The organism is Sulfuricystis thermophila (assembly GCF_004323595.1).
GTDB lineage: Bacteria > Pseudomonadota > Gammaproteobacteria > Burkholderiales > Rhodocyclaceae > Sulfuricystis > Sulfuricystis thermophila.
Map to the genome: position 1 here is coordinate 2,575,060 of NZ_AP019373.1, position 26,353 is coordinate 2,601,412.

Below are 26,353 nucleotides of genomic sequence, written 5' to 3' on the forward strand. Positions count from 1 at the left end.
ATGAAACTGTTCAAGTCCGAGAAAAGCGCGAGCGGCCAGCAGGCGCCGCAGGTCAAATACCCGGGCATCCGCGACGCGGTCGATGGCAACACCGCCGTGATCCACGTCGAGCGCGAGGCGTCGGATGCCGCCGGCGCCTATCCGATCACACCCTCGACGCAGATGGGCGAATACTGGGCCGAGGCGGTCGCCAAGGGCCATCTGAACATTTCGCAGCGGCCGCTGGTTTTCATCGAGCCGGAATCCGAGCACGCGGCAGCCGGGGTCACGGCCGGCATGGCGATGGCGGGCTTGCGGGCGACGAATTTCTCCTCGGCGCAAGGCGTGGCCTTCATGCACGAATCGCTCTACGGCGCGGTCGGCAAGCGCCTCCCTTATGTGCTCAACATGGGCTGTCGCGCGATCACCAAGGCCTCGCTGAACGTGCATTGCAGCCATGACGATTATCACTGCGTCGATGACACCGGCTTTATCCAGGTGATGGCGAAGAACGCGACCGAGGCGGCCGATCTCAACCTGATCGCGCGCAAGATCGCCGAACTGTCGCTCACGCCGGCGATCGTCGGTCAGGATGGCTTTCTCACCACCCACCTGATCGAGTCGGCGCTGCTCCCCGAGCGCGAGCTGATCGAAGAATATGTCGGGCGCCCCGATGACATCATCGACACACCGACGCCGGCGCAACAGATGATCTACGGCCCGAAGCGCCGCCGCGTGCCGGCGATCTGGGATGTCGATGTGCCGCTCGTTTCCGGCACGGTGCAGAACCAGGACGCCTATATGCAGGCCACCGCTGGCCAGCGTCCTTACTTCTTCGACCACATCGAAGAGATTGCCGACGCCTGCATGGCCGAATACTCGGCGCTGACGGGACGGCACTACCAGCGTCTGGCGACCTACAAGTGCGACGATGCCGACTACGTCATCGTTGGCATGGGCAGCATGGTGGTGCAGGCGGAATGCGTCGCCGACTACCTGCGCGAGACGCGCGGCCTCAAGGTCGGCGTGGTGAATGTGACGATGTACCGGCCCTTCCCTGGCGATCTGCTCGGCAAGGTGTTGCGCGGCAAGAAAGGGGTGGCGGTGCTCGAACGCACCGACCAGCCACTCGCCGAAGACCTGCCGTTGATGCGCGAAGTGCGAGCCTGCGTCACCAAGTGCCTCGAGAACGGACAAGTCAGCGACTCCGAGACGGCACCTTATCCGGGTTACGCGAGTTTCGCCGCCGGCGAGATGCCGCGGCTGTATTCCGGCTGCTATGGCCTGGGCTCGCGTGACCTGCAACCCGAAGGGCTGATCGCCGCGGTCGAGAACATGCTGCCCAGTGGCGGCAAGCGCAAGTTCTTCTATCTGTCGATCGACTTCGTGCGCGATCCGCTCAATCCGAAAGACGAGGTGCATCAGCAGGCGCTGCAGGAGAAATATCCGCAGATCAAGGCGCTGGCCTTGCGCGGCAGCGAGAACCCCAACCTGCTGCCCAAGGGCGCGATCACCGTGCGCATGCACTCGGTCGGCGGCTGGGGGGCGATCACCACCGGCAAGAACCTGGCGATGACGCTCTTCGAACTCCTGGGCTGGGACATCAAGGCCAATCCGAAATACGGCTCGGAAAAGAAGGGGCAGCCGACCACCTACTATCTCTCCGCTGCGCCGGAACCGATCCGCGTCAATTGCGAATACGTCTATGTGGACGTCGTGCTCTCGCCCGATCCGAACGTGTTTGGCCACTCGAACCCGCTCTCCGGCCTGAAGAAGGGGGGCGTGTTCATCATCCAGTCGAATCTGGGGGATGAAACCTGGGCGAGCTTCCCCGTCTGGGCGCAGAAGTTCATCGTCGACAACGACATCCGCGTCTTCTATCTCGATGCCTTCCAGATCGCGCGCGAGGAAGCGGGCTCGCCCGAGCTGCAATTGCGCATGCAGGGCATCGCTTTCCAGGGTGCGTTTTTCGCCGCCAGCCCGACGATGAAGAATGCCGGACTGAGCGAGGAGGCGCTGTTCGCTGCGATCGAATCCCAGCTCAATGCCAAGTTCGGCAGCAAGGGTGCCCGCGTCGTGCAGGACAACCTGCGTGTCGTCAAGCGCGGTTACACCGAACTCAAGGAAATCACCGACAAGGAGGTCGGCAAGACGCGCAAGCAGCTCGTCAAAAAAGACCTCGGCCTGCCGGTGATGCTCAAGGAGCTGCCTGCCGCCGACGGTCGGGTGGCCGACATCCATCGCTTCTGGGAACAGACCGGCCACTTCTATCTCACCGGCAAGGGTTCGGACAACCTCGTCGATCCTTTCATCGGCACCTCGCTGATGCCGGCCGCCACCGGCGTGTTCCGCGACATGACCGGCATCCGCTTCGAGCATCCGGTATGGATCGCCGAAAACTGCACGGCCTGCGGCAACTGCTACACCGAGTGCCCGGATTCGGCGATTCCCGGCCTGGTGAGCACGATCGGCGACGTCTTCAATACCGTGGTCAACCGCATCGAGACCGCCGGCACGCCGACGCGTTACCTGCGCCGTGGCGTGCGCACGCTGGAAAAGAAATTGCGCGCGCTGATCGGCACCAGCGACGGCGTGGCGGTGCGGCCGCTGATCGACAAGGCGATCGAGGAAACCATCGCCGAGGCGGACGAGGACGATTGGGAAAAAATGGGCGCCGAGTTCAAGCTGTTTCTCCGCGAGCTCGGCGACTTCCAGTTTGCCACCACCAAGCCCTACTGGAGTCTCAAAGAGAAAAAGGCCAAGGGCAGCGGCGGGCTGTTTTCGATCACCATCAACCCGTACACCTGCAAGGCCTGTGCGCTGTGTGTGACGGTGTGCGAGGACGATGCGCTGAAGATGGTGACGCAAACCGACGAAACGGTCGAACGCTTGCGCCGCGACTGGAATCTCTGGCTCGATCTGCCGACCACGCCGAAGGAATACAGCCGCATCGACAGCCTCGACGAGAAGATCGGCGCGCTCGAAACCCTGCTCCTCGACAAGCACAACTACAACTCGATGAACTGCGGCGATGGGGCCTGTCTCGGCTGCGGCGAGAAGACGGCGATCCATCTGTTCACTTCGACGGTCACGGCGCTGATGCAGCCGCGCGTCAAAGCCTTCGTCGCCAAGCTCGACGATTTGATCGCGCGCCTCGAACAGCACATGCGTATCAAGCTCGCTTCCGCCGTGGATCTCACCGATACCACTGCGGTGGTGAAGGCGGTGGAGGCTACCGGCCAGCACGATCTGACGCTCTCGAACCTCGCCGCCAAGCTCACCGAGAACAAACCTTCCCAGCTGCTCGACCCGGTGTGGGTGAAGAACACCGCCCAACTGCTCGAAAAACTGAAAGACCTCAAGTGGCGCTATGTCGCGGGGCCAACCGGCCGCGGTCGTGCCGAGATGGGCATCGTCAACTCGACCGGCTGCACCTCGGTATGGGGCTCGACCTGGCCGTTCCACCCTTATCCGTTCCCTTGGACTTCGCATCTGTTTCAGGACAGCCCCTCGGTGGCGATGGGCCTCTTCGAGGGCCACATGGCTAAGATGGCCGAAGGCTTCAAGGCGGTGCGCATGGCCGAGAAGGAACTGGCCGGCGACTATCTGCCGGATCGCGACGACGACTTCTTCCGCCGCTTCACTTGGCACGATTTCAGCGAGGAAGAATGGCTGCTCTGCCCGCCCGTCGTCTCCTTGGGCGGTGACGGGGCGATGTATGACATCGGCTTCCAGAACCTTTCCCGCGCGCTGATGTCCGGCATGCCGATCAAGGTGCTGGTGGTCGACACGCAGGTGTATTCGAACACCGGGGGGCAGGCCTGCACCTCGGGCTTCATCTCGCAAGTCTCTGACATGGCACCGTATGGCAAGGCCCAGGGCGGCAAGCAGGAGACGCGCAAGGAAATCTCGCTGATCGGCCTGGCACACCGCACCGCTTATGTCTGTCAGAGCACGATCGCGCATGTGAACCACCTGATCGAGAGTTACATCGATGGCCTCAACAGCCGCCGTCCGGCCTTGTTCAACATCTACGCCGTCTGCCCGCCCGAGCATGGGGTCGGCGACGACAAGAGCGTCGATCAGAGCAAGCTGGCGGTCGAAAGTCGCGCCTATCCGCTGTTCCGTTTCAACCCCGATCTGGGCGACACCTTCCACGAGACGGTGAGCCTGGAGGGCAACCCGGCGCTCGATGCGGATTGGCCGACCTACACGCTCAAATACAAGGACGAGGCGGGCCATGAGCAGAGCATGACCCTGCCGATGACCTTCGCCGACTTCGCGGCGACCGAAGCGCGCTTCCTCAAGCATTTCAGAAAGGCGCCGCCGGAGACTTGGAACGAGAACATGGTGCTGCTCGCCGACTTCATCCAGCTCGACGAAGACGAGCGCGAGGGCAAGTTCCCATTCATCTGGGCCGTCGATGCCAAGAACCGCCTGATGCGTCTGTTGGTCACCGCCGACATGGTGCGCTCGACGGAAGAGCGCCTGCAGTTCTGGCGCCAACTGCGCAACATCGCCGGACTCGACGCCCAGCCGGTGGATACCGCCGCAATCGCCGAGCAGGTGCGTGCCGACCTCATCGCCCGGATCAGCAACACCCTCGGGCTCGCCGGCAGCGATTACGCAACGGGTGCCGTCCCGCCAGCGCCGAGTTCGGTGCCCGCCACCACAGCCGAAGCCAAGGCAGGCGGCAATAGCGGCGATTACGAGCCAGTGTGGATCGATTCTCCGGAATGCACGGCCTGTGACGAGTGCATCAACCTGGCGCCGAAGGTGTTCGCCTACAACGACCAGAAGCAGGCGATCGTCATCGATCCGAAGGGCGCCAAGTTCGCCGACATCGTCAAGGCGGCCGAAAAATGCACCGCAGGATGCATCCATCCGGGCACACCGTGGAACAGGGCGGAGGCGGGCATCGACAAACTGATGGCGCGTGCCGCGAAGTACAACTGATGAAGCTGCTTTCCTGGTTCCGCGGCGAAGCCTTTCAGCGCGGCGTGCATCCGCCGCCCTGCAAGCTGACGGCAAAGACGCCGATCCGCCGGCTGCCGTTTCCGCCGCGCGTGATCGTGCCGCTCTCGCAGCACATCGGCAAGCCGCCGCGGCCGATCGTCAAGGTCGGCCAGGAGGTGGTGCGCGGCCAGCCGATCGCCAAGGCGGAAGACTGGCTCTCCGTGCCGCACCATGCGCCGGTCACCGGCGTGGTCGAGTTCATCGGCTTACGGCCGGGCATGCGCGGGCCATGGGTCGAGTCGATCGTGATCCGCGCCCATCCCGGCGCGACGCAAGAGGACCTCTGGGGCGAGCCGCGCGATTTCTCGGCTGCGAGCGCCCAGGACATCCTCCAGGCGATCTGGGACACCGGCATGGTGGGCCTTGGGGGCGCGGCCTTCCCGACCCATGCCAAGCTTTCCGTGCCACAGCAGGCGAAGGTGCATACGCTCGTCGTCAATGGCTGCGAATGCGAGCCCTATCTGACCTGCGACCATCGCATGATGGTGGAGTGGACCGATGACCTGATCCGCGGCATCCGCTTTGCGATGCGCGCCACCGGCGCACGACGCGCGATCGTCGGCATCGAGGACAACAAGCCGGATGCTTGTGACGCGATCCGGGCGGCGGTGGCGTGTGTCGCACCCCTGCCGGAAGGTGAGATCCATGCCGAGCTCGTGCCGACCAAGTATCCGCAGGGCTCGGAAAAGATGCTGATCATGGCACTGTTCGGCGTCGAGATTCCCGCCGGCGGTCTGCCGGTGAGCCTCGGCATGGTGGTCAACAACGTCGGCACCCTGGCGGCGCTCGGCAAGCTGTTGCCGGCGGGAAGAGGGCTCACCGAGCGCGTCGTGACGATCACCGGCCCGGGGGTCGCCCGTCCCGGCGACTACATCGTGCCGCTGGGCACGCCGCTCTCCTTCATTCTCGATTATGCCGGCGCGCCCGATGCCCAGGCAAAGGAAGTGATCCTCGGCGGACCGATGATGGGCCAAGCGGCGGCCTCACTCGAGGTGCCGATCACCAAGGGCATCTCCGGCATCGTCGTGATGCGTGCCCAAGACATGCAGCTCGATGGAGAGCGCAAGATCTATCCCTGCATCAAATGCGCCGAATGCGTCGAATCCTGCCCGATGGGGCTCAATCCCTCGATGCTCGGCATGCTCGCCGCCAAGCGCGAATACGATCTGATGGGCTCGGCCTATCACCTCGGTGAATGCTTCGAGTGCGGCTGCTGCTCTTACGTCTGTCCGTCGAACATCCCGCTGGTGCAGCAATTTCGCGTCGCGAAACAAATCCTGCGCGAGAAGGCGGCCGCACAGAAATCGTCATGACCATCGAGATTCGTTCCGCTCCGCACATCAAGGCGCCAAGAAACGTGGCGATGATCATGCGCCACGTCGTCTATTCGCTCTTGCCGGTGTGCGCCTTCTTCGTCTATCAATATGGCCTTTCCGCGCTCGCCTCGCTCCTCGTCGTCACGGCGAGCTGCCTTATCACCGAACGGCTGTTCGTCAAGACCGGCACGCAGGCCGGCGACATCTCCGACTTTTCCGCCGTGATCACCGGGCTCTTGCTCGCGCTCTCATTGCCGCCGGCGTTCCCCCTGTGGATGGGCGCCGTCGCCGGCTTTGTCGCCATCGCGCTCGGCAAGGCGCTGACGGGCGGCATCGGCTTCAATGTCTTCAACCCGGCGCTGGTCGGCCGCGCCTTCGTGCAGGCGGCCTTTCCCCAGGCGATCGCCACCTATTCGCCGTCGTTCCTGCCCGGCCGCTTCAGCGAGTTCGTGCCCTCCTCGCTCGCCTGGCCGCTGATGCAGCCAGACGACCTGATGCTCTGGCTAAAAGTGAAGCAGCTCGACGCACTGGCCGCGGCAACCCCGCTGGCGCGCTGGAAATTCGAAGGCGTGCTCGCCGGCGCCGAGGAACTGCTCACTTCGCTCTCCGGCCACATGGCGGTGGGCCCTTCGCCCTTGCTGATCCTGCTGTGCGGCAGTTATCTCGCCTTCCGCCGCTTCCTCGACTGGCGCATTCCGGCGGCGATCCTCGGCAGCGCGGGCTTGACTGCCTGGCTCCTCTTCGCACTCTCGCCGGAGCGTTTCCCGAATCCTTTCTTCATGCTGTTCTCGGGTGGTCTGATCCTCGGCGCGGTGTATATGGCCACCGACATGGCCACCTCGCCGGTGACACCCAAGGGCATGTGGCTGTATGGCGCGCTGATCGGCCTGCTGACCGTGATCATCCGCTATTACAGCGGGCTGCCGGAAGGGGTGATGTATGCGATCCTGATCGCGAACGCCGCCACCCCGCTGATCGAAAAGGTGACGCAGCCGACCCCGTTCGGCAAGAGCGCGCTGGCCAGACTCGGCCATGCCAGGCGTGGTGCCTCGTATCCTCTGCATCCGGGTTACATCTCCCGCGAGGAGGCGCACGCCGTGACGCCGAAGAAGCGCTTCCTGTGGAACAAGCCGAAGCACGATGAACGTCACAAACCAGGTGGCACGAATGAATGAGCTTGCCCACCCCCTGCCGCAGATGACGCCGCCGGCGGCAATGATCCGCACGCTGGGACTCATCGCCGCGATCTGCGGCACGATCATCGTCGCCGCCTATCAGGGCACCTACCGCGCCGTGCAGGAAAACAAGCGCATCGCCGTCGAGCGCGGGGTGTTCCGCGTGATCTCGACCGCCAAGTCGATCGTCGAATACGTCGCCCTGCCGACGGGCACAGTCGAAAAAGTCGGCGCTGGCGAGACGGCACCCGCGGGCGCGATCCGCTTCTTCGCGGGCTATGACGAGGCCGGCCGGCTCGCCGGCATCGCTGCCGAAGGCGCCGCGAAGGGCTATGCCGACAACGTCCGCATCCTGTTCGCCTGGGATCCGCTTTCCAGGAAGGTCACCGGCTTCAGTGTCGTCGCGGCGCGCGAGACGCCGGGGATCGGCGACAAGATCAGCAAGGATCGCGATTTCCTCGCCAACTTTCCGCTGGCTGCCGAGGTGGCGGCGGACGGCAAGGCCCTCATCCACGAGATTCGCACCGTCAAGCACGGCACGAAGACGCAGCCATGGGAAATCGACGCCATCGCCGGGGCGACGATCACCTCGCGCGCGGTAGGCCGTGCGATCAACGATACGGCGCAAGCCCTGCTGCCACGCATCGCGCCGCATCTGGACCAGTTGAAGGAAAAGTCATGAGTCAGACCGCCACCACCTGGGAAGAATTCATGGAGGGTGTCTGGCGCCAGAACCCGGTGTTCGTGATGGTGCTGGGCCTATGTCCGTCACTCGCCGTCACCGTCTCGGCGGTCAACGCCCTGTCGATGGGATTGGCGACGACCTTCGTGCTCACCTGTTCGTGTCTCTTGGTATCGCTGTTGCGCAAGCTGATCCCGAAAGAGGTGCGCATCGCCACCTACATCGTCATCATCGCCACCTTCGTCACCGTCGTCGATTATCTGATCCAGGCCATCAGCCTGGCGCTCTACGATGCGCTCGGCGCCTTCATCCAGCTCATCGTCGTCAACTGCATCATCCTTGGCCGCGCCGAAGCACACGCTTCGAAACATCCGCCGCTGACCGCCGTCGTCAATGCACTCGGCATGAGCGTCGGCTTCACGCTCGGCCTGTTCGCCTTGGGAAGCGTGCGCGAGATCCTCGGCGCCGGCAGTTTGTTCGGCCTGCCGCTGTTCGGCGAACATTTCCAGCCCTGGGTGGTGATGGTGCTACCGCCCGGCGGCTTCTTCGTGCTCGGTCTATGGCTGCTGGTATTTGCCGCCGGCGCGCGTTGGCGCCAGCATCGCCAAGCCAAGCGGCAGGAGGTGACGCAACATGCATGAGTCCGCCGCGCAGATCTTCATCAACGCCTTCCTCGCCAACAACTTCGTGCTGGCGATGTTCCTCGGCCTCTGTCCGTTCATCGGTGTCTCGGGCAAGCTCGAAACGGCCGCCCCGATGGGCGCGGCGACCACTTTCGTGATGCTCGTCGCCTCGCTGTGCGCCTACGGCCTCAATCTGCTGCTCGCCTATTTCAATCTCGAATTCCTGCGGCTGATCGCCTATATCGTGATCATCGCTTCGGCCGTGCAGCTCGTCGAGATGGTACTGAAAAAATACAGCCCGGCGCTGTTCCGCGCGCTGGGCATCTATCTGCCGCTGATCACCACCAACTGCGCGGTGCTCGGTGTGGCGCTGTTCCAAACCGCACGCGAATACGACTTCGTGCAGTCGGTCACTTTCGCCGTGGGGGCCGGGGCCGGCTTCACGCTGGCCTTGGTGCTGATGGCCAGTGTGCGCGAGCGCCTACGGTTATCCGACGTGCCTGCGGTCGCCCAGGGCACCGCCTTGTCGCTGATGCTCGCCGGCATCCTGTCTCTTTCCTTCATGGGTTTTGCGGGGCTGGGCGGCTGATGGCGACCTATCTCGTCACCATCGCGTTGCTCTTCGGGTTGATGGTTGCCGGCATCGTGGTAGACCGGCTGTATCGCCACTTCGCGGCACGCCATCCGCAGCTCGGGCCTTTCCGTCAGAACGAGGGGGGCTGTGGTTGTGGTGGCAGCAAATGCGACAAGTCTGATGCTGGCTGTAAGCGTTAGCGCAGCATCTCCGGGTTGACCACCGCGCGCAGCACCGTCTGATCGCGGCCTTCGCGGCTGCGTTTGGTAAACCACCAGACGGCGCCTTTCTTGAAGCTCCAGTCGGCCTCGACGCCGGAGAGCAGCAAGGCGGCAAGCCGTCCCAGCGTCGGTTGGTGGCCGATCAACAGCACCGCGCCCGAATGCTCGGGCCACTGGGCGGCGGCGAGCAGATCGGCGGTATCCGCGCCGACACCGATCTTCGGTTCGATCTCGAAAGGCAGGGCGAGCGCATGCGCGGTCTGCTGGGTGCGCGTGGTGGGGCTCACGAGGATGCGAGTCTTCTTCGGCAGGTGCGCCCTGAGCCATTTCGCCATCACATGGGCCTGCTTGTCGCCACGCGGGGTGAGCCGGCGCTTGGCATCCGGCAGACCGACGCTCGCGTCTTCGGCTTCGGCATGACGCCAGAGGATCAAATCCATGCTCACTCCGCTTCAGTCACGGGTTGCGCAACATACGCCGCGATTGTGACGGGCTGGTGACATTCATGGAGCCGGGGCAGACGCAATGTACCCAGCCGCTCGATGTCATCGCGCACCGCTGCCAGCAGTTTCTGATAACGCGGGCCATGCCAGCCGGCAATCAAGCTGACGGCCTCGCGCAGCGCCGGATCGCTGCCAGCGCAAGCCATCAACAGCGCACCAGCATTGGCCAGATCGTTGATCTGACCCAGAACGTCCTGCAATTCGGCAAGACGCTCGAGGAGACGGCGTGTCGGCTTCTTCGCGGCGAGCGGCGCGAAGAATTCCAGCGCATAGCGCAGCCGTTTGATGCCGATGCGCAGCGCGTGCAGCGTTTCGGGCTTCGCGGCATCGGCCTCACTGGCCAGGGCGAGCACCGATCGGCGCAGGCGCTTCAAGCGCTTTTGCGCGAATGCGGGCAATTCCGCCGTGACGACATCGGCAGAAGCTTCCGTCGCTCGTCCTTCCGGTTCCGCTGCGGTGATGCCATGCGCCAGGGCGAGCAGTTCGATGACGATCTGGCCATAGCGCGGCGCGCGCAACAGATGTCGTGCGTGCCGACGGGCGGCCGAGCAGCGCTCGGTGATGCTACCGATCAGCGCGGCCAGGCGCGGCTCTTCGGGCAGCGCGGCAAGCACGGGCTGAGCAATCTCGGCCAGCAGCACGTCGTAATCACGTGCCCGTCCCAGCGGCTGCATCAGTTCGCGCAGCAAGGGCCGCATGCGAGCGGAATAGTCCGCTGGCAACAGTGATCGGAACAGCCGCAGCGCAGCCCGCAGCCGGCGCAGCGCGACACGCATTTGATGAATGTATTCCGGATCGTCGCACTCCAGCGCGGGTGCATGGTTGCGCTGCAACTGGTCGAGGCAGGCCAGCGCGATGGCGCTGAAGGCGGCGTGAGGACTCATCGCTGCCGACAGCGGGATCGGCTTGGCACGCTCGGGTGCCGGCGTCGTCTGCATGAAGAGCGCATAACCGCGATCCGCCTTGGAGAGCGGCGCAGGAACGAGCGGAATGCGTTCGGCCAGGGTCTGCGCCAAGGCGAACAGTGCCTCTGCCGCGCCAGTGATCAGCTCGATCTCGATTTCAGAAATCGGCTCGCGCCTGCCAGCGGCGGCGATCCAGCCGCGGTCGAGCGCGAGCTCGATGCGCGTACCACGTGGCAACTCGAATGTCCAGGCGATACGCCGGAAACGGGTCTCGAAGACCGGCGCGAGCCGTGTGGCGATCTTCGGCCGTTCCAGCCACGCGCGCACTTCGGCATCGTCGATCATTGAAAAGTCGAAATGCCCGGCATAAGGCGTTTCCCATTCCGGGCGCGTGGAGATGCCACCGGCCTCTTTACCGGCACACTTGACCGTTTGCAGCCAGAGCTTGCCTTTGGCGCGTAGCCGCAATGCGATACCTCGGCGGCGCAAAGCGAGGTCGGGCGTGTCGTAGTAGAGATTGGTCAGCCGATGGACTTCCTTGCGCGCCGCCTGCTTGAGCAAAGGATGGCGTAGTAAAGCACGTTGCGCGGCTTCAGGTAATGTCAGCTTGAGCTCGATCTCTTCGGCCATGACACCCCGATTGTAAGGCGACGATGGAGCGAAATTGTTACAGTGGCTGGCCGGATCACAATGCGTTGCCGCTCGCTGGCTTGGCAACAAATATCCGTACAATCAAAAGAACGCTTTGACGAGAACCGCGAAGACCTGACATGCGCTACTGGCTGAGTAGTGCCGCACAACCCCACCGTAGCGCCTCGGAAGTCTCTCTGTAGCTAGGTTTATACGAACTAACTGCTCAGGGAGGGATCACTCTATTTCGTCGTTGGGTGGGATTCTGGGTGGGAATTTGGATGTCTCTGCCCTTGGTTACTCGCGTATCGCTCGTCAATGCTCGTAACGGCTGGGATGATGCAGCCAACGACGGCTTGCATCTTCCGGATCGGGTAATCATGCCTCGCCCCACAACGTGGCCTAGGGCCTGTTCTCAATCAAGCGAATAGTCGTATGCCAAATGGAAGCGAAGCTGAATAAATCGTTCACGATCAATGACATGGCGAGGGACTGTTCACAGTGGGTAAATTATGGTCATATCCTGACTTTTGCGCAGGAGTCAGGATGGACCGGACGATGTTACGAGATGACCAGTGGGCACGCATTGAACAGCTCTTGCCAGGCAAGAAAGGCGATCCCGGCCGCACCGCGAAAGACAACCGACGCTTCGTCGAAGCCGTTCTCTGGATCATGCTCACCGGCAGTCCGTGGCGTGACCTGCCGAAAGAGCTGGGCCATTGGCATCGGACCTATGTGCGCTTCGCGCGCTGGCGTGAGAAAGGTGTCTGGGAACGTGTGGCAACCGCACTGCAAGGCGATGCTGACATGGAGCATCTGTTCATCGACTCGACCATCGTGCGCGCCCACCAGCATTCCGCCGGCGCCCAAAAAAAGCCGGCCAACAGGAAATCGGCCGCTCGCGGGGCGGACTGACGACGAAACTGCATGTCGCCGTGGATGCCTTGGGCAATCCACTGCGGGTCATTCTCTCGGCCGGGCAGGTCGCCGACATCGAGCAGGCGGCAGCGCTGATTCAGGATCAGCCGGCCGAGTTCATCGTCGCCGACAAGGGCTACGATTCGGATGCCTTCGTCGAAGCGATTACGACGCAAGGCAGCCAGGCGGTCATTCCACCGCGCTCGAACCGACTCAATCCCCGCTCGTTCGACCGACATATCTACAAGAGCCGCAATCTGATCGAGCGTTTCTTCAGTCGCATCAAGCAATTCAGACGCATCGCCACGCGCTACGACAAACTCGCAGCATCCTTCTTGTCGTTCATTCATCTGGCCTGCACTATCGTCTGGTTGGCTTGATTGAGAACACGCCCTAGGATTTCGTTCTCACGCTTGAGCCGGATGTTCTCCGCCCGCACCCGCGATAGCTCCATTTGCTCCGGCGTGACCGGCTTCGCACCTGGGCCGTTGAGCTTGCCCGCGTCGAACGCCTTGACCCAGTTGCGCAGCGTCTGCTCGATCAGCCCCAGCTCCTTCGCTATCACCCCAACCGTCTGGCCCGCCTTTACCCGCTTCACCGCCAACTCCCGAAATTCGGCCGTGTATTCCTGCTTCGGTATCTTCTTCAACTTCGTTGCTCCTTCCAATTTACGGGGCCTTATACCCCATCTCTTGGAAGACAAAATTTCGGGGGAAGCTCAAGGTCGGAGTAGCAGTCTTCTTCTATCTCCCCCATGGTCACCCTGACTCCGTGACAGGGCAACAAGATGTGAAACCTGAAATCGGTCCTCACCCTGATGGGGTGGAGGACCGTCTGGATCAGGTGATGTAGAAGTCGCCGGCGTCTAGTGTCGGCTTGTTGCTCAACAGGGCGAACTGAATGGCAACGCCTGCTCCGTTGCCATCGGCGTCGTAGTAGAGCTTGCCGGTGGCTGCGTCGTACAGAATGTGGTCGTTAGCGTCGACGGCTTTTACATCACTTCCGGCAACAAAGTTCTCAGCCGACAAAACACCGGTTTGGATCAGTTTGGCAAAGATTGCATTCTCCAGTTCAACCCAGTCTGCACCATGCACGAAATCCTGAATGGTGTCGACATTAGTCGTCGCATTCAGCGCCGTATCGAAGCGGAAGATGTCGTTGCCGTCACCACCGATCAGTGTGTCGTTGCCGGTGCCACCGATCAGGGTGTCGGCGCCCGCACCGCCATCCAGACGGTCATTGCCGGCGCCACCGTCGAGCGTGTCATCGTGTGCCGTGCCGGTCAGGATGTTGGCCCCGGCGTTGCCGGTAATCTCCAGTCCGTAGGTGACGGCCGAGGCATTGACGTTGAGGGCCACGGTGCCGGTGGTGACGGCCGTTGCGCCGGTACCGGTGCCGATGACCACCTTCTCGATGCCGTTCGTGTTGGCGTTGAGGGTCAAGGTACTGGCGGCGGTGGCGGCAAAGCGGATTTCGTCGACATCGGTTTCGACCGTGCCGCTGTCGGCAATGACCTCGGTACTGGTATGGTCGGCCGCGACGCCGATCAGGTAGATGTCCGAGCCGTCGGCGCCGTCCAGCGTATCCGCACCGGCCTTGCCGTCGAGGACGTTTTTGCCGCTGTTGCCGGTGATGACGTTGGCCAGCGCGTTGCCGGTGCCGTTGAGATTGTCGGTGCCAGTGAAGGTGAGGTTCTCGACGAAGTTGCCGAGGGTGTAGCTGATGCTGGCCTCGACCGTGTCGTTACCGCCGGCGTCGGTGGTACTGGCGGCGGTCGTGGTCTCATAGACCTTGTCCCCGACGTTGTCGACCACGTAGGTGTCGTTGCCGGCGCCGCCAAGCATGGTGTCGGCGCCCGTGCTGCCATCGAGGCGGTTGTTGCCGCTGTTGCCCTTGAGCGTGTTGTTGAGCGTGTTGCCGGTCGCGTTGGTGTTGCCGGAACCGGTAAGGGTGAGGTTCTCCAGATTGTCGCCCAGGGTCCAGGACAGGCTGGCCTCGACCGTGTCGATCTCGGTGGCGGCGGTGGAGGTTTCCACGATGGTGTCGCCGGCGTCATCGACCACGTAGGTGTCGTTGCCGGTGCCACCGATCAGGGTGTCGGCGCCCGCACCGCCATCCAGACGGTCATTGCCGGCGCCACCGTCGAGCGTGTCATCGTGTGCCGTGCCGGTCAGGATGTTGGCCCCGGCGTTGCCGGTAATCTCCAGTCCGTAGGTGACGGCCGAGGCATTGACGTTGAGGGCCACGGTGCCGGTGGTGACGGCCGTTGCGCCGGTACCGGTGCCGATGACCACCTTCTCGATGCCGTTCGTGTTGGCGTTGAGGGTCAAGGTACTGGCGGCGGTGGCGGCAAAGCGGATTTCGTCGACATCGGTTTCGACCGTGCCGCTGTCGGCAATGACCTCGGTACTGGTATGGTCGGCCGCGACGCCGATCAGGTAGATGTCCGAGCCGTCGGCGCCGTCCAGCGTATCCGCACCGGCCTTGCCGTCGAGGACGTTTTTGCCGCTGTTGCCGGTGATGACGTTGGCCAGCGCGTTGCCGGTGCCGTTGAGATTGTCGGTGCCAGTGAAGGTGAGGTTCTCGACGAAGTTGCCGAGGGTGTAGCTGATGCTGGCCTCGACCGTGTCGTTACCGCCGGCGTCGGTGGTACTGGCGGCGGTCGTGGTCTCATAGACCTTGTCCCCGACGTTGTCGACCACGTAGGTGTCGTTGCCGGCGCCGCCAAGCATGGTGTCGGCGCCCGTGCTGCCATCGAGGCGGTTGTTGCCGCTGTTGCCCTTGAGCGTGTTGTTGAGCGTGTTGCCGGTCGCGTTGGTGTTGCCGGAACCGGTAAGGGTGAGGTTCTCCAGATTGTCGCCCAGGGTCCAGGACAGGCTGGCCTCGACCGTGTCGATCTCGGTGGCGGCGGTGGAGGTTTCCACGATGGTGTCGCCGGCGTCATCGACCACGTAGGTGTCGTTGCCGGTGCCACCGATCAGGGTGTCGGCGCCCGCACCGCCATCCAGACGGTCATTGCCGGCGCCACCGTCGAGCGTGTCATCGTGTGCCGTGCCGGTCAGGATGTTGGCCCCGGCGTTGCCGGTAATCTCCAGTCCGTAGGTGACGGCCGAGGCATTGACGTTGAGGGCCACGGTGCCGGTGGTGACGGCCGTTGCGCCGGTACCGGTGCCGATGACCACCTTCTCGATGCCGTTCGTGTTGGCGTTGAGGGTCAAGGTACTGGCGGCGGTGGCGGCAAAGCGGATTTCGTCGACATCGGTTTCGACCGTGCCGCTGTCGGCAATGACCTCGGTACTGGTATGGTCGGCCGCGACGCCGATCAGGTAGATGTCCGAGCCGTCGGCGCCGTCCAGCGTATCCGCACCGGCCTTGCCGTCGAGGACGTTTTTGCCGCTGTTGCCGGTGATGACGTTGGCCAGCGCGTTGCCGGTGCCGTTGAGATTGTCGGTGCCAGTGAAGGTGAGGTTCTCGACGAAGTTGCCGAGGGTGTAGCTGATGCTGGCCTCGACCGTGTCGTTACCGCCGGCGTCGGTGGTACTGGCGGCGGTCGTGGTCTCATAGACCTTGTCCCCGACGTTGTCGACCACGTAGGTGTCGTTGCCGGCGCCGCCAAGCATGGTGTCGGCGCCCGTGCTGCCATCGAGGCGGTTGTTGCCGCTGTTGCCCTTGAGCGTGTTGTTGAGCGTGTTGCCGGTCGCGTTGGTGTTGCCGGAACCGGTAAGGGTGAGGTTCTCCAGATTGTCGCCCAGGGTCCAGGACAGGCTGGCCTCGACCGTGTCGATCTCGGTGGCGGCGGTGGAGGTTTCCACGATGGTGTCGCCGGCGTCATCGACCACGTAGGTGTCGTTGCCGGTGCCACCGATCAGGGTGTCGGCGCCCGCACCGCCATCCAGACGGTCATTGCCGGCGCCACCGTCGAGCGTGTCATCGTGTGCCGTGCCGGTCAGGATGTTGGCCCCGGCGTTGCCGGTAATCTCCAGTCCGTAGGTGACGGCCGAGGCATTGACGTTGAGGGCCACGGTGCCGGTGGTGACGGCCGTTGCGCCGGTACCGGTGCCGATGACCACCTTCTCGATGCCGTTCGTGTTGGCGTTGAGGGTCAAGGTACTGGCGGCGGTGGCGGCAAAGCGGATTTCGTCGACATCGGTTTCGACCGTGCCGCTGTCGGCAATGACCTCGGTACTGGTATGGTCGGCCGCGACGCCGATCAGGTAGATGTCCGAGCCGTCGGCGCCGTCCAGCGTATCCGCACCGGCCTTGCCGTCGAGGACGTTTTTGCCGCTGTTGCCGGTGATGACGTTGGCCAGCGCGTTGCCGGTGCCGTTGAGATTGTCGGTGCCAGTGAAGGTGAGGTTCTCGACGAAGTTGCCGAGGGTGTAGCTGATGCTGGCCTCGACCGTGTCGTTACCGCCGGCGTCGGTGGTACTGGCGGCGGTCGTGGTCTCATAGACCTTGTCCCCGACGTTGTCGACCACGTAGGTGTCGTTGCCGGCGCCGCCAAGCATGGTGTCGGCGCCCGTGCTGCCATCGAGGCGGTTGTTGCCGCTGTTGCCCTTGAGCGTGTTGTTGAGCGTGTTGCCGGTCGCGTTGGTGTTGCCGGAACCGGTAAGGGTGAGGTTCTCCAGATTGTCGCCCAGGGTCCAGGACAGGCTGGCCTCGACCGTGTCGATCTCGGTGGCGGCGGTGGAGGTTTCCACGATGGTGTCGCCGGCGTCATCGACCACGTAGGTGTCGTTGCCGGTGCCACCGATCAGGGTGTCGGCGCCCGCACCGCCATCCAGACGGTCATTGCCGGCGCCACCGTCGAGCGTGTCATCGTGTGCCGTGCCGGTCAGGATGTTGGCCCCGGCGTTGCCGGTAATCTCCAGTCCGTAGGTGACGGCCGAGGCATTGACGTTGAGGGCCACGGTGCCGGTGGTGACGGCCGTTGCGCCGGTACCGGTGCCGATGACCACCTTCTCGATGCCGTTCGTGTTGGCGTTGAGGGTCAAGGTACTGGCGGCGGTGGCGGCAAAGCGGATTTCGTCGACATCGGTTTCGACCGTGCCGCTGTCGGCAATGACCTCGGTACTGGTATGGTCGGCCGCGACGCCGATCAGGTAGATGTCCGAGCCGTCGGCGCCGTCCAGCGTATCCGCACCGGCCTTGCCGTCGAGGACGTTTTTGCCGCTGTTGCCGGTGATGACGTTGGCCAGCGCGTTGCCGGTGCCGTTGAGATTGTCGGTGCCAGTGAAGGTGAGGTTCTCGACGAAGTTGCCGAGGGTGTAGCTGATGCTGGCCTCGACCGTGTCGTTACCGCCGGCGTCGGTGGTACTGGCGGCGGTCGTGGTCTCATAGACCTTGTCCCCGACGTTGTCGACCACGTAGGTGTCGTTGCCGGCGCCGCCAAGCATGGTGTCGGCGCCCGTGCTGCCATCGAGGCGGTTGTTGCCGCTGTTGCCCTTGAGCGTGTTGTTGAGCGTGTTGCCGGTCGCGTTGGTGTTGCCGGAACCGGTAAGGGTGAGGTTCTCCAGATTGTCGCCCAGGGTCCAGGACAGGCTGGCCTCGACCGTGTCGATCTCGGTGGCGGCGGTGGAGGTTTCCACGATGGTGTCGCCGGCGTCATCGACCACGTAGGTGTCGTTGCCGGTGCCACCGATCAGGGTGTCGGCGCCCGCACCGCCATCCAGACGGTCATTGCCGGCGCCACCATTCAGGGTGTCATTTCCAGAAAAGCCATATAGAGTATTGCTTCCATCCGAGCCTGTGACTGAATCATTGCCAGAAAGTAACTGCTCCATGAGCCCCCGAGCCGAAGTTGCATTCTCGATAGTCGAAAAATCCGATGAAAGGCCAGAAATCGACATTGTTGAGCTACCGTTTGTCAAAGATATTCCACTGACAGAACCGGTTATATCGGAATGGTAGTAGCCGTTCACGATTGAGGTTTGTCCGCTAAACGATCCAGACAAAGCAACGACCGAGGTTCCTACTTTATAAGTAATGCTGGAGAAATTGGCTGGAGCGGTACTGCCCACATCGACATACCCATCAAAAACTACCGACTTGTTGCCATATGAAACGGTTGCTTTGCTTACATACCCAGACATCGAGGTGTAGTAACCATCACGCACAGATCCGATGAGCGTCGCCGTCACACCTGTTCCAGCAAAAGAATAGTTGAGTTGTGTGACAGTGTAAGAATATGGATTGAGTAATGTCGTTCCGTAAACAGCGATAGTGTCACCGTTCGTTAGCCGACCTGCCACATAGGTATTGGAAGTGCTGGTATATGACGAAAAGCTGTACGAATTCACCCGATCAAAAGCTGCAACGGCCCAGGGTAGGGCGTTTTCCGCAGATCCCCCTTCCCTGATAACTGTGTTGCCGACAGCTTCAGCTGCAAGCCAGTCTGAAAAGTTTGTTGTTACTGTTGCCATCGTGGTGGTTTCCTGTGAGCCCTCAAAGGGTGTGTGGTTCACCGTCAGGGAGTAGTTGCCGTTGCTGTAGTTGAATCCATCCTGGACCTGGACGTAGTAAGTACCGGCACTTGGGACTGCACCCATCTGGAACGTCCCGTCCTGCCCGGTTTCCAACTGCGTCAAAAAGCGCGCCGCTGGCGTTGTAGACCCCCAGCGTGTAGTAGCTGTAAGAGCTCGCTGCATTCGGCCCATCGAATGTCAGTGACAGCGTTCCGGCTGCGCCTACCGTAAAGCTGTACCAGTCGGTGTCGCTGTAACTCGACAGCTGTCCGGTCATCGCCGCGCCCAAGGTCAGTGCGTCTGCCGAGGACTGTGTGTCATTCGCTTCGGATTCGTAGTTCATAACCGATTTCTCAGTGATGCTCCACTTTAAAAATCAAACCAAGTGTGACCGATAAAAATACCCGACACCCCTATAACTAAAGTTATATAAGGTACTGATAATATGAGTACATTTTTGTCCATCCTACTGAGCGGAAAGTCATCTAATGTTGATCTATATCAAAATCCCCTGCATTGTGAGAGCATGCGCACCGCATCTTTGCCGGAATGCCATCGTTGTTAGAATTGCATCAGACATAGCCCAATCATCCTGATGCACCCGTCCTCGCTCCTGCATGCTGCATCCCTAGCACCGCTGAATCGGCGGGCGTTGGGGGTGGTGATGCTGGCCAGCATTGCTGGTAATGTCCTGCTGTTTGCAATGCCGCTGTATTCCCTGCAAATCTATGACCGGGTACTGGCCTCGCGCAGCGGCGAGACCCTGTTGTTCCTGACCTTGATCGCGATAGTCGCGCTGATCGTCGCTGCCACCATCGATGCCATTCGCGCAAGACTGTTGCAGCGTATTGGCAATGCCTATGTGTTGGCGCTGGGGCCACGGCTGCTCGAACACTCCCTTGCGCAATCCGCACGGGGCCCGGAAACCTCCTCGCAACCCCTGCGCGATATGCACACCGTGCGCGGATTCATCGCCACCCCGCAAGGACTCGCCGCGTTGTTTGATGCTCCCCTGGTGCCGCTGTTTTTGCTCGGCGTCTATCTGATGCATGTCGGACTCGGCCATGCCATGCTGGCCGGCATCGTGGTCCTGGTCTGTCTCGCCTTCGCCACCGAAGCGCTCACCGCCCCTCATGTGCGCAGGGCGGGCGAAGCCGCCATCGGCGCCCAACGCCGTCTCGACGGCATCATCCACAATGCGGAAGTCGTCGCTGCGATGGGTATGGGCGACGCCATGCGCGAACACTGGAGCGCGGCACAAGGCATGGCTCTTGCCGAGGGCAGCATTGCCGGTGATCGTCTCGCACTGCTGGCAGCGGTTGCCAAGGGCGTACGCATGCTGCTGACCCTCATGATGAGCGGTATCGGTGCCTGGTACGCCATTCACGACGAAATCACGATGGGGGGCATGGTTGCAGCAACGATCATCGCCGCGCGCGGATTGGCCCCCCTCGAAATGCTGGTGAGCACATGGAAGCAGTGGGTCGGTGTACGTGCTGCCGTGCTGCGTCTGGATACCGCCCTGAGCGTATTCCCGTGCGACGAATCCACCATGTCCCTGCCCGAGCCGCAGGGCGACATCGTCGTTGAGCGGCTCATCTTTGCCCCGGCTGGCGTCGAGCAACCTACCCTGAAAGGCATCAGCTTCACACTGCCGGCCGGCAGCTGGATGGGCGTCATTGGTCCCTCGGGAGCAGGAAAGTCTACACTCGCCAAGTTGCTCTGCGGCGTCTGGAAACCGCGCTCCGGCAGCGTACGGCTCGATGGTGCCGATGTCTATACCTGGAACCGTGCCGACTTTGGACGATACTGCGGCTACCTGCCGCAAGACATCGAGCTTTTTTCGGGCACCGTGCGCGAGAACATCGCCCGTTTTAGTGAGGCTGACGACGCCAAGGTCATCGAAGCTGCCCAAGCTGCGGATTGCCATGAAATGATCTTGCGGCTACCCAAGGCCTACGATACCCAGATCGGGCCGGGTGGCGCTGCACTATCCGCCGGACAACGCCAACGCATCGGTCTGGCGCGCGCACTCTTTGGCCGGCCGCGTCTGGTCGTGCTCGACGAACCCAACTCCAACCTAGACGCCGAAGGCGAGCAAGCCTTGGTACGTGCCTTACAGCGGACCCGTGCCAATGGCGCCACTGTGATCATGATCAGCCACCGCCCCTCCCTACTTTCCGGCTGCGACAAACTCGGCGTGCTGATGGACGGCCAACTCCAGCACTTCGGCCCGCGCGAAGAAGTCCTTGCCAAGTTGCAGGGCTCGGTGCGTACTATCGGAGAAGCCCGCAGTGGCGCAGCCTGAACTGGTCATCCCCACCGATACCCGCCAGGACACCCGGCGTTTCTTCCTGGTGGCCGGGCTGTTCTTTGGCGCCTTGCTCCTGTGGGGCTCCTTCGCGGAACTCCACGCGGGCGCGATCGCCAGTGGCGAAGTCATCCCGGCTGGGCGCGTGCGCACCGTCCAGCATCTGGACGGCGGTATCGTTCGCGCAATCCTTGTCAAAGAAGGGCAGCGCGTTGCAGAAGGTGAGGAATTGATCCGGCTGGACGATACCGAAGCCAAGGCCGCCCTGGAAATTGCCCGCAAGGAGCTGGCGGGTTACGAGGCGCGCCTGGCCGATGCTCACCGCGAGGAAGCCCAATGGACGGCACGCGATACGGCCATCCAGAAGATGGTGGACAACGCTGAAGAAGAAAGTCGTCTCAATCGCGAACTTTACGAAAAAAACTTCATTTCCAAATCCCGTCTGCTGCAACTGGAGAACGTAAAGGCGCAAAGTACCGCGTTGCTGAGCGAGAATGCCGCCGAACGAGCGCGAGCTCGCCAGCGGGTGTCCGAGATGGAAGCAGCCGTGGCCACCGCACGCGATCGGCTCAGCGTAAGCCGTGAGCGATTGCAGCGCACCAAGGTTACGGCTCCCCAGGCCGGTGTGGTGCAGGGGCTGCGCGTGACCACCCTTGGGGCCGTCATTCCCCCCGGCGGCACGTTGCTGGATGTGGTCCCCGACGCCGATGAACTCCTCATCGAAGCTCGGATTGCCCCGGACGACATCGATGTGGTCATGCCGGGACAAGAGGCGCACGTGCGGCTGACTGCCTACAAGGCACGATCGCATATCCGGTTGCTAGGGAAGGTGGTGCAGGTATCAGCGAGCACCTTCAAGGACGAGACCAGCCAGGGCCGCCCGTATTACAAGGCGCGTATCGAGATTCACCCCGATGAATTGAAGAAGGTGGATCGCGGAGTACTCACGCCCGGCATGCTGGCTGAGGTACAGATCGTTGCCGGCAAGCGAAGCGCGATACGCTATCTGTTCGATCCGATTCTCGACAGCATGCGTCGGGCTTTCCATGAGTCCTGACTGGGCAACAGGCCAGCGGCGAATATAGTCACCGGCGCTGCGCCGATGTCGGTAGACCGAGGAGGGTGGCTGGTGTGCCAATCTCTCCAGCGATTTCCTGTTCAGCCCGAACGCCGGAATACCGAAGCGCAGTCGCGCAGATCCCGGTTTTTAGCCGGCGGATGGAACGAAACTGGGAGCCGAATGGCTCTGCACAGGCGTTGTTAGACGCCCGCGACGACATGGAAGAGCATGGCGTAGCCTATCCAGAATTTTGTGTGTGAGGCATACCATGAGACCTGAAAGGAGGCGGTATGCCGAGCATCAAGAAGACGAAAGTAGCGCCGGTGGTTGAGGCGCCGTATCAAATCAAGCGGGAAGTGCTGGAGGAACTGATCCCTGGGCCGATGACGGCCGAAGGCGTCGAATCGATCTTCCGGCAAATCAAGAAAGCGCTGCTGGAACGGGCGCTGAACGCCGAACTGACCCACCATCTGGGCTACGCCAAGGGCGAAGCGCCCGGGAAGCCGGCAACCACCGCAACGGCAGCAGTCCCAAGACCGTGCTGACCGATGACGGGCCGCTGACACTGGACATTCCCCGCGACCGGATGGGCAGTTTCGAGCCACAGATCATCGGCAAGCACGAGCGGCGCTTCACCGGCTTCGACGACAAGATCGTTTCCATGTACGCCCGGGGCATGAGCGTACGCGAGATTCAGGGGCATCTGCTGGAAATGTACGCCGTCGAAGTCTCGCCCCAGTTCATCTCCGACGTCACCGACGCAGTGATGGCTGAGGTGACGGAATGGCAGAACCGGCCGCTTGAGCCGATGTATCCGGTCGTGTTCTTTGATTGCCTGCGTGTCAAGATTCGCGATGAGGGCACGTGTTGATTTCCACGCCGAACTGACCCGGGGTTTTCATCTGGAACTGACCCACGGTGTTATGCGCGCAGTATAGCTACGCGGGTATGGGTAGGGTTGCGGTTTCGGGTGGTTGTTCTCCTTTTGGTTTGGTTGTTCGAGTACGGCCCGGCTGCAGCCGGGCCGTACTCGTCTTGAAGCGCCAGGACTCGTTGCCGGTCTCGACGATATGGCAATGATGGGTCAGGCGGTCGAGCATGGCGGTGGTCATCTTGGCATCGCCGAAGACGTTTCCCCACTCGGCGAATGACAGGTTGGTCGTGATCATCACGCTGGTGTGCTCGTAGAGCTTCGACAGCAGGTGGAACAACAAGGCGCCCCCGGCCTGGCTGAAGGGCAGATAGCCGAGCTCGTCGAGGATCACCAGATCGACGTAAAGCAGCCGATAGGCCAATTGCCCGGGTTTGCCGTTGGCTTTCTCCTGCTCCAGTGCATTGACCAGTTCCACCGTCGAGAAGAAGCGTACGCGCTTGCCCAGATGCCGGACGGCCTCGACACCGATGGCCGTCGCCAGGTGTGTCTTGCCGGTGCCCGGTCCGCCGATGAACACCACGTTGTGGGCAGCATCGATGAAGTCGCCGCCGTGCAACCGCCGCACCAGAGCCTCATCCACCTTCGCCTGGGCGAAGTCAAAGCCCGGCAGATCGCGGTGGGCCGGGAACCGGGCGGCCGTCATCTGATAGGCAATCGAACGCACCTCCCGCTCGGCGGTCTCGGCTGCCAGAAGTTCCGCCATCCACTGCTCGGGGTCAAGGTCGCTGTGGCGAGCCTTGGCCACCAGCTCCGGCCAGCACTGCGCCATGCCATGGAGTTTCAGGGCCTTGAGGCGGCCGATGAGCTCAATCGACATGGCTCACCTCCTGGCGCAGTTGGTCGTAGCGGTCCACGTTCGGTTTCGGCTCTTCGGCCAGTTTGAGCGCTGTCTCGATCTTGTTCGGGGCGGGAATTCCTGCTTTCAGCCGCGCCAGCACATTCATGACATGCTCACCACTCGGGCGGCCGGACTCCAGTGCCAGTTCGACTGCCACCAGTACCGTATCGAGGCCATGTTTCGGGATGGCCCCAAGCACATCGGCCATGACACGATCACCGCCAGTCTGCTTGAGCAGGATGCGCTGGAGTCGCAGCAATGGCTCGGGCATTTCGGCAAACGGGGCGCCATTCCTGAGCGCCCCAGGTTTCCGCTCGACGATGCCGATGTAGTGGGTGAAGTCGTAAAAGGTCTGGTCACGCTCGAAGCTGCGCACATGGCGGGCGACTTCCTTGCCGTCGGCCACCAGTCGTAGTTCCGCCGGGTAAATGCGCAGGCTCAGAACGGCATGGGCATGTTCGGCTGGCACACTGTAACGGTTGCGCTGGAAATGGATCAGCGCCGTGCTGGTCACCCGTACCGGCTTCTCGACATAACCGTCAAACGGCTGCGGGGCCGGCAGCATCTGCATCAGTTCGTCTTGCAGCAGCTCACCGATGGTCAGCGCCGGCCATTCCGGATTGGCGGTATCTGTCCACGCTTGACGGCACTGCTCGCCAAGCCACTCATTGAGTTCGTCGAGATCCCGCCAGCGACGCTCGCTGGCCTGGTGCCAGATCTGTCGGCGACGATCCTGGACGTTCTTCTCGACGCGGCCCTTCTCCCAGCCCGAGGCGACGTTGCAGAATTCCGGATCGAACAGGTAGTGCCCGCACATGGCGTAAAAGCGCGGGTTGATGTCGCGCTCCTTGCCACGACCAACCTTGTCGACAGCGGTCTTCATATTGTCGTAGATGCCGCGTCGCGGCACGCCACCAAAGGCGGCAAATGCACGCGCATGGGCGTCGAACAGCATTTCGTGGCTCTGCCCGTAGTAGGCGGTCAGCCAGAACGCTCGGCTGGCGCATAGCTTGGTGTGCGCGACTTCGAGCTTCCGGCGCAGGCCGCCGACGAAGGCATATTCGGTGCTCCAGTCGAACTGGAAGGCTTCGCCCAGCGCAAAGGTCAGCGGAACAAAGGCCGGCCCCGGCTTCTCGGCTTCCTCCTTCCGCCAGCGCTTGATATAGGCGCAGACCCGCCCATAGCCCCCGGAGTAGCCCTGTGCCTGGATGGCCTTGAACATGGCCATGGCCGTGCGTCGGTCCCGCTTTGGCCGGTGACTGTCGGTCTTCAGCCATTGCGTCAGTTGTTCCGCCCAGGGATCGACGACGCTCTTCGCTTCCCGTTTCTTGTACTGCGGCTCGACAACGTCTTTCTGTCGCAGCCAGTGCCGCAGGGTGTTCCTTGCCAGTCCCGTTCGCCGCGCAATCTCGCGCAGCGGTATGTGGTCGCGGAAATGCATCCGCCTGATCTTGGCCAACATGCCCACTTCGATCACTCCTTCTGTCCTCCCTGCCGCTAAACCCGGCAGGGTAACCAATCAAAGGTGGGTCAGTTTTAGATGCAAATTACCCAGTCAGGTGGGTCAATTCCGGACGGCCGTCAACAGCCGGGACGCCTTCGAGTCCATCGACCGCCCGGCCCTGCGCCCGTTGCCGGCCATTCCCTTCCAGTACGCCCAGTGGAAGAAGGCCCGCGCCAACATCGACTATCACGTCGAAGTCGACGGCCATTACTACAGCGTGCCCCACACCCTGGTCCGGCAGGAGATCGAGATCCGCCTGACCGCCAGCAGCGTTGAATGCTTCTTCAAGGGCAAGCGGGTGGCGGCCCATGCGCGCAATCCGCGCCATGGCGCCCACAGCACCGTCCCGGAGCACATGCCCGCGTCGCACCGGGCCCACGCCGAATGGACACCGGGCCGGATGCTCAACTGGGCCGCGACCGTGGGGCCGGCGACGACGGAAATCGTGCGCTACCAGCTCGAGTCGCGGCCGCATCCGGAACAGGGCTACCGCGCCTGCCTGGGCGTCATGCGCCTGGCCAGGACCTATGGCAAGGAACGACTGGAAGCCGCCTGCACTCGGGCCGTCACCCTGGGCGCGCGCCGCTACAAGTCGGTCGCCTCGACCGCCAACCGCTGCCTGACACCCAAGCGGAACTGACCCTGCCGTCGCACGGTAACGTGCGCGGTTCCTCGTACTACCACTGACCTCAACCCAGGA

15 protein-coding genes and 3 pseudogenes are annotated in these 26,353 nt (G+C 62.5%); 12 read left to right on the forward strand and 6 right to left on the reverse strand.

From position 1 onward, the window contains the following. The 7 genes from M52SOB_RS13025 to M52SOB_RS13055 are packed head-to-tail and all read left to right on the forward strand — an operon-like array spanning position 1 to position 9,565. Positions 1-4,935, forward strand: a complete 4,935-nt coding sequence (locus tag M52SOB_RS13025) for a 2-oxoacid:acceptor oxidoreductase family protein (protein ID WP_284155114.1) — start codon at positions 1-3, stop codon at positions 4,933-4,935. Further along, positions 4,935-6,308: an electron transport complex subunit RsxC gene (gene rsxC / locus M52SOB_RS13030; protein WP_131112209.1), complete on the forward strand. Its 1,374-nt coding sequence runs from the start codon at positions 4,935-4,937 to the stop codon at positions 6,306-6,308. Before M52SOB_RS13025 ends, rsxC begins: the two co-directional genes overlap by 1 nt. Continuing rightward, positions 6,305-7,486 (forward strand): RnfABCDGE type electron transport complex subunit D, encoded by a 1,182-nt coding sequence (locus M52SOB_RS13035; protein ID WP_284155115.1) that lies wholly within the window; start codon positions 6,305-6,307, stop codon positions 7,484-7,486. The genes rsxC and M52SOB_RS13035 overlap by 4 nt, the downstream gene beginning before the upstream one ends. Then, positions 7,479-8,168, forward strand: coding sequence for an RnfABCDGE type electron transport complex subunit G (locus tag M52SOB_RS13040; RefSeq protein ID WP_284155116.1), 690 nt, complete (start codon positions 7,479-7,481; stop codon positions 8,166-8,168). The genes M52SOB_RS13035 and M52SOB_RS13040 overlap by 8 nt, the downstream gene beginning before the upstream one ends. Next, entirely contained in the window at positions 8,165-8,809 is a 645-nt protein-coding gene (rsxE, locus tag M52SOB_RS13045; RefSeq protein ID WP_131112210.1) for an electron transport complex subunit RsxE, read from the forward strand. The genes M52SOB_RS13040 and rsxE overlap by 4 nt, the downstream gene beginning before the upstream one ends. Next, positions 8,802-9,380 (forward strand): electron transport complex protein RnfA, encoded by a 579-nt coding sequence (locus tag M52SOB_RS13050; RefSeq protein ID WP_131112211.1) that lies wholly within the window; start codon positions 8,802-8,804, stop codon positions 9,378-9,380. The genes rsxE and M52SOB_RS13050 overlap by 8 nt, the downstream gene beginning before the upstream one ends. After that, entirely contained in the window at positions 9,380-9,565 is a 186-nt protein-coding gene (locus M52SOB_RS13055) for a hypothetical protein (RefSeq protein WP_131112212.1), read from the forward strand. The genes M52SOB_RS13050 and M52SOB_RS13055 overlap by 1 nt, the downstream gene beginning before the upstream one ends. Here M52SOB_RS13055 and M52SOB_RS13060 read toward each other — a convergent pair. Both M52SOB_RS13060 and M52SOB_RS13065 read right to left on the reverse strand, forming a co-directional pair. Next, positions 9,562-10,026, reverse strand: coding sequence for a SixA phosphatase family protein (locus M52SOB_RS13060; protein ID WP_131112213.1), 465 nt, complete (start codon positions 10,024-10,026; stop codon positions 9,562-9,564). The genes M52SOB_RS13055 and M52SOB_RS13060 overlap by 4 nt on opposite strands. A 2-nt stretch (positions 10,027-10,028) precedes the next feature. Then, a complete protein-coding gene (locus tag M52SOB_RS13065; protein WP_131112214.1) occupies positions 10,029-11,624 on the reverse strand; it encodes a CYTH and CHAD domain-containing protein in 1,596 nt (531 codons plus the stop codon). Between the two features lie 546 nt (positions 11,625-12,170). Between M52SOB_RS13065 and M52SOB_RS13070 the strand changes: the two genes are divergently transcribed. Beyond that, a protein-coding gene (locus M52SOB_RS13070; protein ID WP_284155117.1) for an IS5 family transposase occupies positions 12,171-12,922 on the forward strand; the annotation gives its coding sequence in 2 pieces (ribosomal slippage) (positions 12,171-12,495 and positions 12,495-12,922; 753 coding nt in all). 17 nt (positions 12,923-12,939) lie between these two features. Here M52SOB_RS13070 and M52SOB_RS13075 read toward each other — a convergent pair. Further along, positions 12,940-13,191 (reverse strand): annotated as a pseudogene (locus M52SOB_RS13075) (transposase); the annotation flags it as partial. 190 nt (positions 13,192-13,381) lie between these two features. Beyond that, the gene (locus M52SOB_RS13080) at positions 13,382-18,325 is read right to left on the reverse strand and encodes a calcium-binding protein (protein WP_172601851.1); all 4,944 of its coding nucleotides are present in this window, start codon (positions 18,323-18,325) and stop codon (positions 13,382-13,384) included. 1,276 nt (positions 18,326-19,601) lie between these two features. Here M52SOB_RS13080 and M52SOB_RS13085 point away from each other — a divergent pair. The 3 genes and pseudogenes from M52SOB_RS13085 to M52SOB_RS13095 form a co-directional block, all read left to right on the forward strand. Next, on the forward strand, positions 19,602-21,314 hold the full coding sequence (locus tag M52SOB_RS13085) for a type I secretion system permease/ATPase (RefSeq protein WP_131112216.1): 1,713 nt from the start codon (positions 19,602-19,604) through the stop codon (positions 21,312-21,314). Continuing rightward, complete coding sequence (locus M52SOB_RS13090) at positions 21,301-22,374, forward strand: beta-barrel domain-containing protein (protein ID WP_172601853.1); 1,074 nt, start codon at positions 21,301-21,303, stop codon at positions 22,372-22,374. The genes M52SOB_RS13085 and M52SOB_RS13090 overlap by 14 nt, the downstream gene beginning before the upstream one ends. Before the next feature lie 293 nt (positions 22,375-22,667). Next, a pseudogene (locus M52SOB_RS13095) lies at positions 22,668-23,239 on the forward strand (transposase); the annotation flags it as partial. Between the two features lie 76 nt (positions 23,240-23,315). On the opposite strand, the gene istB reads toward M52SOB_RS13095, so the two are convergent. Both istB and istA read right to left on the reverse strand, forming a co-directional pair. Beyond that, positions 23,316-24,128, reverse strand: a complete 813-nt coding sequence (gene istB, locus M52SOB_RS13100; RefSeq protein ID WP_131109839.1) for an IS21-like element helper ATPase IstB — start codon at positions 24,126-24,128, stop codon at positions 23,316-23,318. Beyond that, the gene (gene istA, locus M52SOB_RS13105) at positions 24,118-25,611 is read right to left on the reverse strand and encodes an IS21 family transposase (RefSeq protein ID WP_172601704.1); all 1,494 of its coding nucleotides are present in this window, start codon (positions 25,609-25,611) and stop codon (positions 24,118-24,120) included. Before istA ends, istB begins: the two co-directional genes overlap by 11 nt. Positions 25,612-25,732: 121 nt before the next feature. On the opposite strand from istA, the pseudogene M52SOB_RS13110 reads away from it, so the two are divergent. Further along, positions 25,733-26,340 (forward strand): annotated as a pseudogene (locus M52SOB_RS13110) (Mu transposase domain-containing protein); the annotation flags it as partial. Between the last annotated feature and the right edge of the window lie 13 nt (positions 26,341-26,353).